Here is a 16,114-nt window from a genome sequence, read left to right as displayed (position 1 = left end):
GCTCAGGTGTCCTGACGCATCATCTCGACGATCAGAACCTCGTAGGCATCGGGGCCCAGCACCTTTTGCGCCGTCTCCAGCAGCGCCTTGCGCAGGATCTCGCGGTTCATCGTGGCGGTGAAGGTGCCGGAGAAGCCGCCGGCATTGGCATGTTCGAACATCACCTCAAGGAACGCGTCGCGCAGCTTGGGCTCGCGTTCGTAAACATAGGCGCTGTCGCCGGATTTCATCGCCAGGCTCAGCGACAGAACGACCAGCGACGACACGCGCCCGTCTTCGATCACGGGCACCACGAACTGGTTGTTCAGCTTGATATAGTCGATGGGCTTTTCTTCGCCGTCGGCGGGGGCGCTGGCATGGTCCGTGGCGGCATCGTCTTCGGGAAGCGCGGTGGCCGTGTCCGGTTCCGGCGCGGGGCGCAGCATGATGCCCGCGCCCACGCCACCGCCCAGACCGATCAACGCCATCAGGATTGGCAGGATTTTTCCCATGGTGACCTCGGCTCAGAACGGCAGGATGATGTCGGCGATCTGCTGGCCATAACGCGGCTGCTGCACATCGGTGATCTGCCCGCGCCCGCCATAGGACACCCGCGCCGAGGCTATCTTGTCATAGGTGATCTCGTTCTGGCGCGAGATATCCTCGGGCCGAACGTACCCTGTGACCAGAAGCTCGCGCAGTTCGAAGTTCACCCGCACCTCTTGCGAGCCTTCGATCCGCAGCACGCCGTTTTGCAGCACATCGGTGATGGTCGCGGCAACCCGCAGGGTCAGTTTCTCGTTCCGGCGCACCGATCCGTCGCCAGAGGACGCGCTGTCGGACGAGGCCTGAACCGCCGGATCCAGCCCCGCGCCTTCGGGCAGTTTGTTTGCCAAACGTTGCGGAATGCCCAGAAAATCGGGCACTGCCATCGATTCCGACCCCGAGCGAGACCGGCTGGTGGAATTGCGGATCTCGGCCTTGTCGTCGATCTCGATCACCACGGTCAGGATGTCGCCCCGGCGTTCGGCCCGGCGGTCGCCCAACAGCGACTGGCGGTTGCCGCTCCAAAGCGATGCGCCGTCGCTGGGCGTTTCGGGGTCCAGCCGCGCGGGCATGGGGGTGGCGGCCATGGCGTAATAGGCGTTCGAGCCTTCGGTGGCGGTCAGCGCGGGGGCCTTGCCGACCTCTTCCAGGCGTCCGCAGCCCACCAGGGTCAGGCCAAGGCAAAGAAATGCGATATGTTTCATGGAAACCTCACGGTAGGGATTGCGGGGTGACAACGACCTGGCCCGAGGCCAGAACGGTGCCGGTCACGATGGTGCGCGACGCCAGGTTCATCGCCTTGACCACTTCGCCCTTGCCGGCGCGTTCCAGCGTGCGGCCTTCGGTGGCGATCTGCAGCCCGCCCCGCCGATAAAGCAGCGACACGATCTGGTTGCGTTCCACCAGCGCGGGCGGCGCCAGGTCCCCGGGATGGATCGGGCGCCCGACATAAAGGTTCACCCGCGCCTCGAGCCCGACTGCGGTATCCACCCGTTGCAGCGCGCCGGGCAGATCCTGATCGACCAGCTGCATGTCGGTGGCCACCAGAACGGTCTGGCTGCGGATGTTGCGCGTGGCCACAACCACATCGGCGCGCACGATCTGGGGCATCAGGGCCGCGATCAGGCAGATCCATCGCATCAGCGCACCTGCGTCGTTGCGCTCAGCATCTGGTCGGCGGCGGTGATGACCTTGGCGTTCAGCTCATAGCCACGCTGCGCCTCGATCAGTTCGGTGATCTCGCGCACCGCATCGACCGAGCTGTCCTCAAGATACCCCTGCCGCAGGGTGCCCAGACCGTCGGTGCCGGGCGTGCCCTGTTGCGCGCCGCCCGAGGCTTCGGTCTCCAGGAACAGGTTCGAGCCGATCGCCTCCAGCCCCTTTTCGTTCGAGAACCCCGCCAGCGACAGCTCGCCCAGAAGCTCGGGTTCGACGCGGTCGCTGAAATAGGCGTAAACCTCGCCTTCGGCATTGATAGAGACACTTCTGGCATCCTCGGGGATGGTGATGCCCGGTGACACCGCATGCCCGTCCGAGGTCACGATCAGCCCATCGGCGCTGCGTTTCAGCCCGCCATCGCGGGTATAGGCGGTGTTGCCCGATGGCAGCGTCACCTCAAGGTATCCGTTGCCCTCGATCGCCAGGTCCAGATCGCCGCCGGTCTGCGACAGCGACCCCTGTTGCAGCGTGATGCTGACCGCCGCGGGACGCACGCCCAGGCCCAGCTGCACGCCCGTTGGCAGCACGGTGCCGTCAGCGGCGCTGATCGTGCCGGCGCGCGACAATTGCTGATAGTGCAGATCGGCGAACTCGGCGCGGCGGGCGTTGTAGCCCGTGGTGCTCATGTTCGATAGGTTGTTCGAGATCACCTCGACCCGCATCTGCTGGGCGCTCATGCCCGTTGCGGCGATTTTCAGTGCCCGCATGTCACGTCCTTTCCGTTATTTGCCCATGGTGCGAATGGCATCGCGCAGGCGTTGATCCTCGCGGTCGAGCAGGCTTTGCCCCAGCTCATAGGCGCGTTGAACTTCGATCATCCGGGTGATTTCCGACACCGGATCGACATTCGATCCCTCAAGGAACCCTTGCAGGATCACACTGTCCGCCACCGGTTCGAACCCGCCGGGCGCATCGAACATCGTGCCTTCTTGCCGCGACAGGTCGATGGGATCGGTCGGTTGAAACAGCCCGATCTGCCCCAGCGGCTGGCCCGCCGCGCTGATCGTGCCATCGGCGGCAATCGACAGGTCGGTCGCGTCCGGCGGGATGAAGATCGCCGCGCCGCCCGCATCCATGACCAGATGCCCGTCCGGCGTGACCAGATCGCCCGCGGCATTGGGCGTGAACGCCCCGGCACGGGTCAGACGCGGGCCATCGGACGTTTCGACCTGGAAAAAGCCGTTGCCCTCGATCGCCAGGTCAAAGCGCCCGCCGGTTTTCGTCAGCGGCCCCTGGCGCAGGTCGGTCATCCCGACCTCGGCCCGTGCCATCGACACGGAATCGGCGTTTCCCCCTGTAACAGAAACATATTCCGAGAATATCACCCCCTCGCGCCGATAGCCTGTCGTGGACAGGTTGGCGATATTGTGGGCGACGGTGGCCAGTTCGGCCTTGAGGCCCTTCTGGCGTGTCAGCGTGGTATATCCAGCGGCATCCATCAGACGGCTCCGGCGATGATCGGGATCAGGTGATCGGTGAAGAAAGCCACCAGGCTTTCGGTCATGAAGCTCATCGACACCCAGAACACCGCCAGCATCGCCACCAGCTTCGGCACGAATGTCAGCGTCATTTCCTGGACCGATGTCAGCGCCTGGAACAGGCCGATTGCCACCCCGGCCACCAGCGCGACAGCCAGCATCGGCATCGAAATCTGGACCGCAATCCAGACCCCTTGGCGCAATGTGTCATAGAAGACGATCTCGTTCATCGGATCAGACCGGCATCCGCAGGATTTCCTGATACGCCTCGACCACCTTGTCGCGGACGGTCACCGCGGCCTCGACCGCCAGCTCGGTCTGCGCCAGGGCCTGAACCAGCGCATGCGGGTCGGCATTGCCGGTCATCGCTGCCATGGCGGTCTGTTCGCCCTGTTGCAGCGTGGTGGCGAAATCCTGCACGGCCTGGCCAAACAGGGCGTTACCGGATTCGGCCGCGCCGGGTTTAGTTGCGGGTTTGGCACTGGCATAGCCCAGCGCCGCCGGGTTGAGAGAAATGTTCGTCATGTCTGGTCCCTTAGCGTCGTAGCAATTCCATCAGGCCCTGCGACATCTGGCGGGCCTGGTCGAAGAGTTTGAGGTTGGCCTCGTAGCTGCGCTGCGCCTCGCGCGCGTCAGCGATCTCGATCAGAAGGTTCACGTTCGAGGCCTCGTAATACCCCGCCTCATCCGCCAGGGGATGGCTGGGGTCGTGAACACGGGTCAGCGTGGTCTTGTCCAGGGTGACCGGGCCAAGCGCCACCGTCCCGGACCGGTCGCCCGAAACAGCCGTTTCGAACGTGGCCAGCTTGCGGCGAAACCCGGGGGTGTCGGCATTGGCGATATTTTCCGACACATGGCGCAGACGGCCCGATTGCGCGGCCATGCCGCTGGCCGCGATCGAAAGGGATTTGCTCAGATCATTCATGGGATACCCTATCGGCCGATGCTGGTGCGCAGGATGCCCAGCGCGTTGCGATAGACATTGACGGCCAGGTCGTGCTGGCGGGTGGTTTCGACCGCACGCACCATTTCACGCTCGATCGAGACGGAATTGCCGTTGGGCGACTGTGCCGCGTCCCGCTGTTCACTGCTGCGATAGGTATGCCCGGACGTGGCCGGTGCGCTGTGTCCGGGACGGGTCTGGCGCAGTTTGAAACCGCTGCCGCCTTGCACCTGTTCGGCGAAGGGCTGCACATCCCGCGCCTTGTAGCCCGGCGTATCGGCATTCGCGATATTCTCCGCGACCACACGATGGCGCGCCGCGGCATGGGTGGCCATGCCTTGGGCCATTCTGAAGATCTCTAATGTTTCGAACATCCGGGCTTCTCCCTCGGTTTCAATCAAGCCTTAACCCTGATTCCTTTAGAAACGGTAAGCGTGAACAAACGAGGAACTCAAAACCATGGCCAGCCCGGATCTGATGTCCCTGAAAACCCGGATTCACGATGTGTCGGTGACACGCGATGCCGGGCGTATATGCGAAATTTCCGGTGGAACAGTCACTATTTTGGGGCTGAACCGGGTTGCGCATGTTGGCGACATCCTGCGGGTGGAAACCCGCGATGGCGATGCCTGCCGGGGCGAGGTGCTGAGAATCGGCGCGGACCGGCTCGACGCCTTGCTGGACGGGCCGACAGACATGGTGCGGATCGGCGGGTTGGCCGCCCATCTTGGCCGTTATGACCTGGCGCCCGACCACAGTTGGCTGGGGCGGGTGATCGATCCGTTCGGCGCCCCGCTGGACGGGCGCCCGTTGATGCCGGGGCCAGCGGCGCGGTCGCTGCACACGCGCCCGCCCGCCGCGACCGAACGGCGTGCGCTGGGGGATCGGCTGGATACCGGGTTGGCGGCGTTCAACACATTCCTGCCGTTGGTGCGGGGCCAGCGCGTGGGCCTGTTTGCCGGTTCGGGGGTGGGCAAATCGACCCTTCTGGCCGGGCTGGCCCGATCGGTCAGCGCGGATGTTTCCGTCATCGCGCTGATTGGCGAACGCGGGCGCGAGGTGCGCGAATTCGTCGAATCCACCCTGGGCGCGCAGGGGATGAAGCGCGCTGTCGTGATTGCCGCGACATCGGATCAGTCGGCGCTGGTGCGGCGGCGCGCGGCCTGGGCCGCGATGACGGTCGCCGAATATTTTCGCGATTGCGGGCAGCATGTGCTGTTCATGGCCGATTCCGTCACCCGATTTGCCGAGGCGCATCGGGAACTGGCCCTTGTCGCGGGCGAGGCCGCCAGCCTGCGGGGATATCCGCCCTCGACCGCGCAAAAGATCACATCGCTTGCCGAACGGGCGGGCCCCGGCGCGGATGGCCAGGGTGACATCACCGCGATCTTCAGTGTCCTTGTGGCCGGTTCGGACATGGAAGAGCCTGTCGCCGACACCTTGCGCGGTGTGCTGGACGGCCATGTGGTGCTGGAGCGCGAGATCGCCGAACGCGGGCGCTTTCCGGCCATCGACCTGTCGCGCTCGGTTTCACGCAGCCTGCCGCATGCCGCGACCGAGGCTGAAAACAAGCTGCTGGCGCGGGCACGGCATCTGCTTGGCCGGTATGAGCGGGCCGAGATGATGATCCAATCCGGTCTCTATTCCGGCGGAACGGATGCCGAGATCGACGCCGCAATCGCGCTGTGGCCAAAGCTGGAAGGTTTTCTGAGCAAGACAGATGCGTCAGGCTGCGCGGAAAGCTTCGCGGCGCTGGCGCAATGCCTCGACCAGCACCCGGCGCGGGTCTAGATGGCGGGATTCCGGGCACGAACGCGCGGCCGTGAAGGTCAAACCAGATGCCCAGCCTGTTGCGCGGCCTTGCGGCGCCATACCCATCCCAAGGTTATATCGAAAAAAGCGACGTTTGACGCAGGCGCCCCGACAGAACCCTCGCGGCGCGGTGCTGAGCACAAACCACCGCAGTGCGACATCCGGTTTCTAGCGCAGGGCCGATTGCAGCAATGTCAGGGCCGTGCTGGCCGACGAAACCGATGCGTTGAAATCCGAGATCTGCGATCGGGCGAAAAACAGCCGGGTCAGCGCCTGCATCTGGTCGTCATCGGTGAACTGCGCCACGTCCGAGCTGCCAAATGTCGCCTCGGCCCGGGATTTCAGCGTTTCCAACTGCTGGTCGATATCGATGGAGGCAAAGGAGTCCGGCAGGCCAAAGGCGGTCTGGAACACGCTGCGCAACGGTTCGGACCCCATGATCGTGAACCATTTCGTGTCCTCGCTGTTGGTTTTGCCGGCCAGCTCGGCCAGTTCCCGCTGCAGGTTCAGCGCCAGCCGCATGTCGTTGTTTTGCTCGCCGATGGCGATCTCGAACTGGCGCTCGCGGAAGGCATCGGTGATCTCGGCTCCGAAATCGGACAATTGCGTGCGGGGCGTGTCGAAGTCGCCGAAGCCGAACGCCTCTGACAGTGCCAGATAGCGCTTGTCGGACAAGCGGTTGGCCAGTGCGGTTGCATCCTGTGTGCCGTCGGTCAGGACCCTCTGGATCAGAAAGCGGTTGCCGATATCGTCGTCCAGGCCAAAGGCGCCAAGGGCGACGCGCAGCAGCCGTGTGTCCGACACCAGCGCCTCGGCCGATGTGACCTTGCCGATGTTTTCCTGAAAATACGCGACATCGCGCTGCATTGTGGCGGTGTTGTCATGCGCGACACGCTGGCTGTCGATGGTGCGCTGCAGAAACGCCCAACCCGCCATTCCGCCGAACGGTACGATGGGCTGGAAATTCACTGGACCGCCGCCATCAGCCGTGCTTCGCGCGGCAGAAGGGCACGCATCGACCGCAGGGCCTGATAGAATTGCCCCGATACCACGCAATCGCTGGCCATGCTCAGATGCTGACGGCTGTCTGTGTCGGTCAGCACCTGGCTCAACTGTTCGATCCCGCGCAACAGCTGCATCCGCGCCTCGTCGGGTTCGGCGTCGCCGGACAGGACCAACTGGGCGATGTAACAGACCCGCCGGACGGGGGTGTTGACCTCTTCTGGGTGGATCGCATCGCGCAGCCTGAGGATATTCGCACCGGGCGTCACGATGCTCAGCCGGCCGCGGCGCTCGCCATTCTCGATCACAGCGCCATTGATCAGCACCCGTTCCTTGGGCGCCAGTTTCAGGATCAGACCGCTCATGCCTCGGCTCCTTGCCCGTTCAGGCCCCGCAGCATCGCGGTGTTGATATCGATCAGAACACCCGCGTTCTCTTTGCCGGACAGGATCTTGCTGGTGTGTTGGGCGGTGAATTCCGCCAGATAGAAGATCTGCGCCCGCAGCGGATCGGGCAGGGTGTTTCCGTCTTCGGCCACATCTGCGGCCAGCGCGGTCCAGAAGCGGCGATTTTCGTTCAGCGCGGCAACCAGCGTCGCGAAAGAGCCCTGGTCCGAAGCCGCCCGCGACAGTTTCGCGGTGATACGTGTGAAAATCTCAGCCTCGATCCCGCGCGGGGTGCGCAGGGCCGGCTGTTTGGTTGTGTAAGCCGATTTTGCAAGGATATGCGCGTTCACGGTGGTGTCCTTAAGTCCAGAATTGGGGTCCGGTGGCCGGGGCGTCGATCAACGCCCCGGCCTTGTCGTTACCGGAAAAGCGACAGGATGTTCTGCGGCGACTGGTTGGCGATCGACAGGGCCTGGGTGCCCAGCTGCTGCTGCACCTGAAGCGCCTGCAACCGCGCCGAAGCCTCTTCCATGTCGGCATCGACCAGCGACCCGATCCCCGATTTCAGCGCATCGGTCAGCTTGCCGATGAAATCGCTTTGGGTTTCGATCCGCCCCTGCGCCGAGCCGAATTCGGCCGCCGCCGAAATCGCGTTGTCGATCAGCGTTTCGATGTTGCCCAGCGCCGCTTCGGCGCCCGCATCGGTCGTCACGTCGATCCCGCCCAGGCCGAACAGACCGCCCGAGGCTTCGCCATCGGCGGCACCGGCACGCGCCAGGCTGACGCTGGACGCCCCGTCATTGTCGATCTTCAGCACCCACTGGCCCGCATCGTTCTGCGTCACCTGCGTGGTTACATCGGAAATCGCGCCGCCATCGACAGCCGCCTTCAGGCCGCGTGCGACATCCTCGAACGACTCACCCTTGCCCGCGACATAGGTAAAGGCCGTGCCGCCCACCGTGACCTGGTAGCCGTCGCCCTCGTTCACGGCCGCGGCACCCGAGAAAGTCAGCGTTTCGGAACGTTCGGCGATGGTGGTGTCGGACAGGGTGATGTCGGCCGCGCCGCCATTCTTGGTCCCCGAGATCGACACATCCTCGAACGCGCGGGTCGAGGTCAGCGTGATCACGTTGGTGGCCGCGCTTGCGGTGACACCGACCAGACCCAGCGCGTTGATGGCGGAGGTGATCGCGGTTGCAGCCGCGTCCTGGTCGCCCGTCAGATCGCCGGCGGCAAAGCTGAGCGTCGCGCCACCCACCGTGATCTCGAACGTATCGGTGCTGACATCGGCATCCGCCGCCAGGGTGATGGTCTGGGTGTTGCCGGCATTGGTCGCGGCGGTATCCGACAGCGTGGCATTGGCTGACAGGTCGGTGCCCGTACCCAGAACACCCGTGGCCGAGGTCAGATCCTGACGCGTGACGGTGATGTTGCTGGCATTGACGGTGCCGTCATTGGCCCGGTCCAGCGACGACAGCACATCGACATCGTCGGTGCCCGTCACCAGGTTCAGGCCATTGAACTGTGCGGCCCCCACGACAGAGTTGATCTGATCGCGCAGGGCGTCGATATCGGTCTGGATCTTGCTGCGGTCGACATTGCTTTCTTGTGCGGCAACGATCTTGCCCTTGATATCGGTCAGCAGGTCGGAAACGGTTTCCGAGGCCTGACGCGCCACGGCGACGGTCGATTCCCCAAGCCCCAGGCTTTCCGAGATCGCCTTGAAACCGTTCACGTCGGATTCCATCACCTTCGAGATGGCCCAGACCGCCGCGTTGTCCTTGGCCGAGGCGACCGATTTGCCGGTCGAGATTTCGGCCTGGGTTTTTGCCAGGCTTGCGTTGATCCCTTTCAGGGTCTGCAGCGCGACCATTGCGCTGTTGTTGGTAAGAATGCTGGACATACTTCGTTCCTCGATTTTCGTGGTGCTTTGCACCGGTTTCAGAGCCGCTTTCGCGGCGGGAACGGCTTTCTGCCTGTGCAATCGGGGTGTGCCCCGCGACCGCGCCACCCTGTTCAGGATGCATGGCGACCATGCGGGCAGAGTGGCTAAGAACTTCCTAATTTCTGTGGCGAAGAACGGGGCATTTGAATCAACTCAGGCACGCTTCTTGACCAGCTTCGGCGCGCGGGCATGTTCAACCGACCGGCCCTGACGGTCATAGGTCTTCAGCGCCAGACCGCCATCGCGGATCTGCATCAGCCGCGCCCGGCTTTCGGCCAACCCGCGTTGCGCGGCCTGAAGCAGGGCGCCGTTCTGCTGGTTGCGCGCGCGGATGTCGGCCCAGTCGGGGTGATCGGATGCGATATCCTGGCCTTGCGCCTGTTCAAGCAGGTCCAGCTTGCGCTGCCCGACCGCGTCCAGATCCGAAATCCGGCCCGACAACAGCGCCGCGCGCTCGTCCTGAAGCACGTCGCGCAATTGGGTGATGAGTCTTTCAGGTGTCATTCGAACGCTCCTTCAACGATTCGAACAGTCGCTCGCTCAGGCCAATGCCGCCCGCGTCGACCATGTTTTCGGCATGCTCCAGCCGCAGGAACGAGGCGAACTGATCCTCGCCCGCGCCACCCCCGAAACTGTCGCGCGCTTCGCCGAATCCTGCGGATTTCAGCATTTCGGCCAGAAAGTTGGCCTCCATCTTCTGGGCCGCCTGCCACAGCTTTGTATCCTGGCTGCTGATGGGGCCGGATGGCGGTATCGCCTTGGGTATCATGCGGGTTTCCTTCAATTTGAACTGTTTTCCCGATCATGACCCGGCGCGGGTAAAGGAGTGGTAACCAGTTTGCCCACATCCTGCGGCCAATTCACCGGATCGGAGTCAGAATGCAGATCCTCAGCACATCGCGGCCCGCGGAAACGGGCCTGCCCGTACCGTCTGAGACGCCCGTGGCCCAGGCCGCGCCCGCCCCGTTTGGCGCGGTTGTCGCCGCATTGGCCCAACCCGCGCCAACGGTCGCGGACACAGAGATACCGGTTGTCGAGGACGCGACAGCGGAGCCCGAACCGGCCGAGGTCACCGTGGATGTGGAGGCCGCCACGCCCCCCGCCGCCGACGCGGAAGTCGAACCCACTGATCTGGCCGTCGATCTGCCATTGGGGCCGCCGCACACCCAGACAGAGGTTGCGCGCCCGATGGCAAAGACCGTGGACCAAACGCCCCAAGCGGGGCAGGCCCCGATCAGCGCTTTCCAGGGTGAAATAGTCACGAAATTGGCGGAAGAGTCTGGTTCAGCGACGCCTGCAGATGGGGACCCGGCGCCCGCCGATGCCGCGAAAGCCGCACCTGCGACTGACGGGGGCGCCAAGCCCGCCACGCCACAGCCGACATTTCAGGCCCCCCAGATGGCCGAGGGTGCCGCGCCCCCGACCGCATCGGCAGAGCCGTTGCCCGAATCCGCGCATCGGACCGAAGCCGCGATGGACCCCGCCCAGACGCGCCCGGTCGAGGCATCGCGTGTTGTGATGCAGCCCGCCGGGCCGCAACAGCTTTCCGCCGCCAGCATGCGACAGATCGCGGACATGCTTCAGACGCGGCCAGACGCCCCGGTCGAGATTACCATGAACCCCGAGGAGCTGGGCCGCGTCCGCATGGCGCTGAACCAGGTCGATGGGGTTCTAACAGTCTCTATCCTGGCCGATCAGCCGCAGACGCTGGAACTGTTCCGGCGCCATGCGGACATGTTGCAGACCGAATTGACACAGATGGGATTCGGCATGGCCTCGTTCGATTTCGGCCAGCCGGGCGGGCGTGACACCGAAAGCGGCACGCCGGGCGACAACCTGGCCGAGGACAGCCCGCAAACCCGTCCCGGAGTGCTGATCGATCTGGATCTGCTGCCGCGCGACAGTCTCGATATCCGTCTTTGAAAGAGGGTCCCAATGAACGTTACCGAAACCACGCAGACCACCACGGTCCAGCAGCAATCCACCCAAAGCAGCAGCGCGTCGAACGCGCTGAGCTCGGATTTCGAAACCTTTCTGAAGATGCTGACGACGCAGCTGGAAAATCAGGACCCGTTGAACCCGATGGAATCGTCGGAGTTCGCGGTGCAGCTGGCCACGTTCTCGGGCGTGGAACAGCAGGTGCGCATGAACGACCAACTGGCCGCGATCAGCGCCCAGCTGGATCTGGGCGGCCTGGGCCAAACCGCCGCCTGGGTAGGGATGGAGGCCCGCGCCGCCGCCCCCGCCTGGTTCGAAGGGCAGCCGATCACCATGATCCCCGACATCGCCAGCGGCGCCGACAAGGCCCAGCTTGTGGTGTCCGACGCCCAGGGACAGGTGGTGCAGCGGCTGACTGTCGATACCGATGGCAGCCCGTTCGAATGGTCCGGCCGGTACGAGGATGGCATGCCCCTGCCGGATGGGACCTATACGTTCCGGATCGAAAGCTATGCGGGTGACGACCTGCTCGACACCACCCAGGCCGAGCATTTCGCCACGGTGACGGAAATCCGGATGACCGATGCCGGACCGGCGGCGGTTCTGACCGGCGGGGTCGAGGTCGCGACCGATCAGATCGTGGCGCTGCGCGATCCGGCGCTGGCTCAGTAAAGCCCGCCCAGAACGAAGCCGGCCACACCCATGCCCGCGGCGGCCAGCGTCCACAAAACCGGGCGCAGGCGGCTGGGGCGCGGCGGTGTGGGGGCGGGCTGATTGTGGCGGATCAGTGCCTCTTCGGCCAGTTGCGGCAGCTGCGGCCCGAACCGCGACAGCACCCGCACCGTGCGCAACAGATCCCGTGCCAGCGCCTTGGGGCCGATATTCTGCTTGATATAGCTTTCGACAATCGGGCGGGCGGCCTGCCAGATGTTCATATGCGGGTCGAGCGACCGCGCGACGCCTTCGACCACCACCATCGTGCGTTGCAACAGGATCAGTTCGGTGCGGGTCTCCATGCCGAACCGCTCGGTCACCTCGAACAGGTAGCTCAGCAGCTTCGCCATCGAGATCTGGCTGGCCTCCATCCCGAAGATCGGCTCGCCCACCGCGCGCAGGGCGCGGGCGAATTCATCGACATCGCGGTCGGCGGGCACGTAACCCGCTTCGAAATGAACCTCGGCCACGCGCTGGTAATCGCGGCGGATGAAGCCGAACAGGATCTCGGCATAGACCCGGCGCGTAAAGGCGTCGATATGGCCCATGATCCCGAAATCATAGCAGATGATGTCGCCATTCGCGGCGACCTTCAGGTTGCCCTGATGCATGTCGGCATGGAAATACCCGTCGCGCAGCGCATGGCTCAGGAACAGCTGCAACACCCGCTCGGACAGCGCCAGCCGGTCGTGCCCCGCCGCATCCAGGGCGGCGTTGTCGCCCAGCGGGATGCCCTCGGCCCAGTCCAGCGTCATCACCCGGCGCCCGCACAGGAACCAATGCGGCTGCGGCACCTGGAACCCCGCGTCTTCGGCCGTATTAGAACCAAATTCCGAGGCGGCCGAGGATTCCAGCCGCAGGTCCAGTTCGCCCAGCACGACGCTTTCGAAATGCGCCACCACATCGGCGGGCCGCAACCGGCGCGAGGCGGGCGACAGGAATTCGATCACCCAGGCCGCGAAATAGAACGCGTCGATATCCTTGCGGAACGCCCGTTCGATCCCGGGGCGCAGCACCTTGACCGCCACCTCGGCCCCGGTTTCGGCCACGCGGGCCTTGTGCACCTGCGCGATCGAGGCCGCGGCCACCGGGTCGCTGAAACTGCTGAACAGCGTGTCGACATCGGTGCCCAGCTCTTCGCTGATCGTCTTCTTCGCGACCGTGGTGGAAAACGGCGGCAGCTTGTCCTGCAACACCCGCAACTGAACGGCCAGCTCGTCGCCGACGATATCGGGCCGCGTCGACAGGATCTGCCCGAACTTGATATAGGCCGGGCCCAGTGCCGTCAGCGCCCGCGTTGCCGGTGGCAGGCCTGGATCGCCCTTGAGCCCCAGCCATTTGAACGGCCAGGCCAGCACGCGAAACACGATGCGCAGCCCGCGCGGGGCCTCCATCGCGTGCAGGACGACACCCATGGCACCCGTGCGCTCCAGCGTGGCGCCCGTGCGGATCAGGCGCCAGATATTGTGCGGTCCGCGCATCTCAGATCTTCCAACCCGAATGCAGCGCCGCGATCCCCATGCTGAGATTGCGGTATTTCACATTGGCGAAGCCCGCGCTGCGGATCATCGCGGCGAACGTGTCCTGATCGGGGAAGTTGCGGATCGACTCCACCAGGTACTGATAGCTGTCACGGTCGCCCGCGATCAGCTTGCCCATTTCCGGGATCACGTTGAACGAATAGCGATCATAGAGCCATTGCATCCCGGGATTGGGCAATTGGCTGAATTCCAGCACCATCAGCCGCCCGCCGGGGCGCAGCACGCGAAACGCCTCGGACAGGGCATCGGGGATGCGCGTCACGTTCCGGATCCCGAACGAAATCGTGTAGACATCAAAGCTGTTATCCGGAAACGGCAGCTTCATCGCATCGCCTACGACCCAGTCCAGGCTGCCGGCCATCTGCGTCGCTTCGGCCCGCTGGCGCCCCTCGACCAGCATGGATTCGGTCATGTCCAGCACCACGGCCGACGCCTGTGGCGCGCGTTTCAGGAACCGGAACGAGATATCGCCGGTGCCGCCCGCCACATCCAGCAGCCGCTGATGTGGGCGCGGGGCCAGCCAATCCATCATCGCGTCCTTCCAGACACGGTGAATGCCCATCGACATGACATCGTTCATCACATCGTATTTCGACGCCACATTGCTGAAGACGCCATGCACAAGGCCGGCCTTTTCATCCTCTGCCACGGTCTGGAAGCCGAAATGGGTGGTCTTTGTCTTTTCGTCGGTCATCTTATCCGCCCATATAGGTCGGGATCGGGATATACCGAGTTCCCGCCAAGAACAAATCCTCTTTCCGCCGCAGGGCATTCATGCGAACGGGAAGGCTGCAAACCGGAACAGGGGACCGCACCATGCCCGAACTGCCCGAGGTCGAAACCGTGCGCCGGGGCCTGGCCCCCGCGATGGAGGGCGCCGTGATCGCCAGGGCCGAGGTCAACCGCCCCGACCTGCGCTGGCCCCTGCCCGAGCGGATGGCCGAACGGCTGAGCGGCGCGCGCGTGCTGCGGCTGGGGCGGCGGTCGAAATACATCCTAGCCGATCTGGACAGCGGCGAGACGCTGTTGATCCATCTGGGCATGTCGGGCCGGATGCAGGTGTCGGGCGACCCGCTGGGCATGTTCCACCACGACCACCCCGCGCCGCAGAAACACGACCATGTGGTCTTTCACATGGAAAACGGCGCGCGCGTCACCTTCAACGATGCGCGGCGGTTTGGCGCGATGGATCTGTGCCCGACCGATGCGGTGGCGGCGCATCCGCTGCTGGCCAGCCTGGGACCCGAGCCGCAGGGAAATGCGTTCAACGACGCCTATCTGATCGACGCGTTCGCCAAGCGCCGGTCGCCGGTGAAATCGGTGCTGCTGGATCAGAAGGTCATCGCGGGGCTGGGCAATATCTATGTCTGCGAGGCGCTGCACCGGGCGGGCATCGCCCCCACCCGCCGGGCCGACCGGATCGCCGCGCCACGGGTGGCCGCGCTGGTGCCGGTGATCCGCGATGTCATCGCCGAGGCGATCGCGGCGGGCGGCTCCAGCCTGCGCGATCATCGCCAGGCCGATGGCGAACTGGGCTATTTTCAGCACAATTTCCGCGCTTATGACCGCGAGGGCGCGCCCTGTTCGCAGCCGGGTTGCGGCGGCACGATCCGGCGGATCGTGCAATCGGGGCGGTCGACCTTCTATTGCCCGGCTTGCCAAAGATAGCTTGAACGATGGTGTCAGACTGGTAAGGAATCGGAACGACACAGAACGGGAGTCGCCGGGAATGGCCTATAAGACGCTGATCGTCGAGATCGAAGACCACATCGCTCTGATCAAGCTGAACCGTCCCGATGCGCTGAACGCGCTGAATTCGGAATTGCTGGGCGAGCTGGCCGATGCGATCACCAGCGCGGGCAAGAACGACAAGGTGCGCTGCATCGTCCTGACCGGGTCCGAGAAAGCCTTTGCCGCCGGGGCCGACATCAAGGAGATGAGCGAATACAGCTTCGTCGATGCGTTCGGCGGTGACATCTTCACCGACAATCACGACACCATCCTGCGCTGCCGCAAGCCGATCATCGCGGCGGTCGCGGGCTATGCGCTGGGCGGCGGGTGCGAATTGGCGCTGATGTGCGATTTCATCATTGCCGCCGACACCGCCAAGTTCGGTCAGCCCGAAATCAATCTGGGCGTGGTCGCCGGGATCGGCGGCACGCAGCGGCTGACGCGGTTCGTCGGCAAATCCAAATCGATGGACATGCACCTGACGGGCCGCTTCATGGACGCCGAAGAGGCCGAGCGGTCCGGTCTGGTCAGCCGCGTGGTGCCCGCCAAGAAACTGCTGGAGGAGGCGATGGCCGCCGCCGGCAAGATCGCCGAGAAATCCGCACTGACCGTGATGGCGGTCAAGGAAACCGTGAACCGCAGCTATGAAACCACCCTGCGCGAAGGCATCCTGTTCGAACGCCGCGTGTTCCATTCGCTGTTCGCGACCGAGGATCAGAAAGAGGGCATGACCGCCTTTCTGGAAAAGCGCCAGCCGCAGTTCCGCGACAAATAAGGCCATCTGCGCGATTTTTGCTTTTCAACGCGCGGCCTTTGCCCTATATGCAGCCGCTACATGCGCGTGAGGCCCGCTTTGGCCGGAATCAGCCGGTTTGCTAGAA

The 16,114-nt window shown here is 64.4% G+C and carries 22 protein-coding genes; 5 read left to right on the top strand and 17 right to left on the bottom strand.

Annotation, left to right across the window (positions count from 1 at the left end):
• Positions 1-2: 2 nt before the first annotated feature.
• Genes CLM60_RS04130 through CLM60_RS04090 form a run of 9 tightly spaced genes read right to left on the bottom strand, consistent with a single transcriptional unit; the run spans position 3 to position 4,538 of the window.
• Complete coding sequence (locus CLM60_RS04130) at positions 3-491, bottom strand: flagellar basal body-associated FliL family protein (protein WP_095587891.1); 489 nt, start codon at positions 489-491, stop codon at positions 3-5.
• A gap of 12 nt (positions 492-503) precedes the next feature.
• On the bottom strand, positions 504-1,229 hold the full coding sequence (gene flgH / locus CLM60_RS04125) for a flagellar basal body L-ring protein FlgH (RefSeq protein ID WP_095587890.1): 726 nt from the start codon (positions 1,227-1,229) through the stop codon (positions 504-506).
• Positions 1,230-1,236: 7 nt separating this feature from the next.
• A complete protein-coding gene (gene flgA / locus CLM60_RS04120; protein ID WP_095587889.1) occupies positions 1,237-1,665 on the bottom strand; it encodes a flagellar basal body P-ring formation chaperone FlgA in 429 nt (142 codons plus the stop codon).
• The gene (gene flgG, locus CLM60_RS04115; RefSeq protein ID WP_095587888.1) at positions 1,665-2,450 is read right to left on the bottom strand and encodes a flagellar basal-body rod protein FlgG; all 786 of its coding nucleotides are present in this window, start codon (positions 2,448-2,450) and stop codon (positions 1,665-1,667) included. Before flgG ends, flgA begins: the two co-directional genes overlap by 1 nt.
• Positions 2,451-2,465: 15 nt before the next feature.
• Positions 2,466-3,182 (bottom strand): flagellar hook-basal body complex protein, encoded by a 717-nt coding sequence (locus CLM60_RS04110; protein ID WP_095587887.1) that lies wholly within the window; start codon positions 3,180-3,182, stop codon positions 2,466-2,468.
• Complete coding sequence (locus tag CLM60_RS04105; protein WP_095587886.1) at positions 3,182-3,451, bottom strand: flagellar biosynthetic protein FliQ; 270 nt, start codon at positions 3,449-3,451, stop codon at positions 3,182-3,184. Before CLM60_RS04105 ends, CLM60_RS04110 begins: the two co-directional genes overlap by 1 nt.
• 4 nt (positions 3,452-3,455) lie before the next feature.
• Positions 3,456-3,746, bottom strand: a complete 291-nt coding sequence (fliE, locus tag CLM60_RS04100; protein ID WP_095587885.1) for a flagellar hook-basal body complex protein FliE — start codon at positions 3,744-3,746, stop codon at positions 3,456-3,458.
• A gap of 10 nt (positions 3,747-3,756) precedes the next feature.
• A complete protein-coding gene (gene flgC / locus CLM60_RS04095; protein ID WP_095587884.1) occupies positions 3,757-4,146 on the bottom strand; it encodes a flagellar basal body rod protein FlgC in 390 nt (129 codons plus the stop codon).
• A gap of 8 nt (positions 4,147-4,154) precedes the next feature.
• On the bottom strand, positions 4,155-4,538 hold the full coding sequence (locus tag CLM60_RS04090; protein ID WP_095587883.1) for a FlgB family protein: 384 nt from the start codon (positions 4,536-4,538) through the stop codon (positions 4,155-4,157).
• Between the two features lie 85 nt (positions 4,539-4,623).
• Here CLM60_RS04090 and CLM60_RS04085 point away from each other — a divergent pair, with 85 nt between their 5' ends.
• Entirely contained in the window at positions 4,624-5,955 is a 1,332-nt protein-coding gene (locus tag CLM60_RS04085; RefSeq protein WP_425427198.1) for a FliI/YscN family ATPase, read from the top strand.
• Between the two features lie 189 nt (positions 5,956-6,144).
• Here the strand turns inward: CLM60_RS04085 and CLM60_RS04080 are convergent, their stop codons facing one another.
• The 6 genes from CLM60_RS04080 to CLM60_RS04055 form a co-directional block, all read right to left on the bottom strand.
• A complete protein-coding gene (locus CLM60_RS04080; RefSeq protein ID WP_095587882.1) occupies positions 6,145-6,945 on the bottom strand; it encodes a DUF1217 domain-containing protein in 801 nt (266 codons plus the stop codon).
• Positions 6,942-7,343, bottom strand: a complete 402-nt coding sequence (flbT, locus tag CLM60_RS04075; protein WP_095587881.1) for a flagellar biosynthesis repressor FlbT — start codon at positions 7,341-7,343, stop codon at positions 6,942-6,944. The genes CLM60_RS04080 and flbT overlap by 4 nt, the downstream gene beginning before the upstream one ends.
• Positions 7,340-7,714: a flagellar biosynthesis regulator FlaF gene (gene flaF, locus CLM60_RS04070; RefSeq protein ID WP_095587880.1), complete on the bottom strand. Its 375-nt coding sequence runs from the start codon at positions 7,712-7,714 to the stop codon at positions 7,340-7,342. The genes flbT and flaF overlap by 4 nt, the downstream gene beginning before the upstream one ends.
• A gap of 68 nt (positions 7,715-7,782) precedes the next feature.
• Positions 7,783-9,267 (bottom strand): flagellin, encoded by a 1,485-nt coding sequence (locus tag CLM60_RS04065; protein WP_095587879.1) that lies wholly within the window; start codon positions 9,265-9,267, stop codon positions 7,783-7,785.
• A 195-nt stretch (positions 9,268-9,462) separates the two neighbouring features.
• Positions 9,463-9,813, bottom strand: coding sequence for a hypothetical protein (locus CLM60_RS04060; RefSeq protein ID WP_141246455.1), 351 nt, complete (start codon positions 9,811-9,813; stop codon positions 9,463-9,465).
• Complete coding sequence (locus CLM60_RS04055; protein WP_095588020.1) at positions 9,803-10,078, bottom strand: rod-binding protein; 276 nt, start codon at positions 10,076-10,078, stop codon at positions 9,803-9,805. Before CLM60_RS04055 ends, CLM60_RS04060 begins: the two co-directional genes overlap by 11 nt.
• 110 nt (positions 10,079-10,188) lie before the next feature.
• On the opposite strand from CLM60_RS04055, the gene CLM60_RS04050 reads away from it, so the two are divergent.
• Entirely contained in the window at positions 10,189-11,232 is a 1,044-nt protein-coding gene (locus CLM60_RS04050) for a flagellar hook-length control protein FliK (protein WP_095587877.1), read from the top strand.
• 12 nt (positions 11,233-11,244) lie between these two features.
• Positions 11,245-11,919: a flagellar hook capping FlgD N-terminal domain-containing protein gene (locus CLM60_RS04045; RefSeq protein WP_095587876.1), complete on the top strand. Its 675-nt coding sequence runs from the start codon at positions 11,245-11,247 to the stop codon at positions 11,917-11,919.
• On the opposite strand, the gene ubiB is transcribed toward CLM60_RS04045, so the two are convergent.
• Together ubiB and ubiE are read right to left on the bottom strand one after the other, a co-directional pair.
• A complete protein-coding gene (ubiB, locus tag CLM60_RS04040) occupies positions 11,913-13,442 on the bottom strand; it encodes a 2-polyprenylphenol 6-hydroxylase (protein ID WP_095587875.1) in 1,530 nt (509 codons plus the stop codon). The genes CLM60_RS04045 and ubiB overlap by 7 nt on opposite strands.
• A 1-nt stretch (position 13,443) precedes the next feature.
• Positions 13,444-14,196 carry a bifunctional demethylmenaquinone methyltransferase/2-methoxy-6-polyprenyl-1,4-benzoquinol methylase UbiE gene (gene ubiE / locus CLM60_RS04035; protein WP_095587874.1) on the bottom strand — a complete coding sequence of 251 codons (753 nt, stop codon included), beginning with the start codon at positions 14,194-14,196 and terminating at the stop codon, positions 13,444-13,446.
• A gap of 122 nt (positions 14,197-14,318) precedes the next feature.
• Between ubiE and mutM the strand changes: the two genes are divergently transcribed.
• Positions 14,319-15,170, top strand: coding sequence for a bifunctional DNA-formamidopyrimidine glycosylase/DNA-(apurinic or apyrimidinic site) lyase (gene mutM / locus CLM60_RS04030; RefSeq protein ID WP_095587873.1), 852 nt, complete (start codon positions 14,319-14,321; stop codon positions 15,168-15,170).
• A 61-nt stretch (positions 15,171-15,231) separates the two neighbouring features.
• Positions 15,232-16,008, top strand: coding sequence for an enoyl-CoA hydratase (locus CLM60_RS04025; RefSeq protein WP_095587872.1), 777 nt, complete (start codon positions 15,232-15,234; stop codon positions 16,006-16,008).
• The last annotated feature ends 106 nt before the right edge of the window (positions 16,009-16,114 follow it).

The organism is Actibacterium ureilyticum (genome assembly GCF_002285435.1).
Lineage (GTDB): Bacteria > Pseudomonadota > Alphaproteobacteria > Rhodobacterales > Rhodobacteraceae > Actibacterium_C > Actibacterium_C ureilyticum.
Note: the sequence above shows the minus strand (reverse complement) of the source record. Positions and strands in the feature narration are given on the sequence as shown.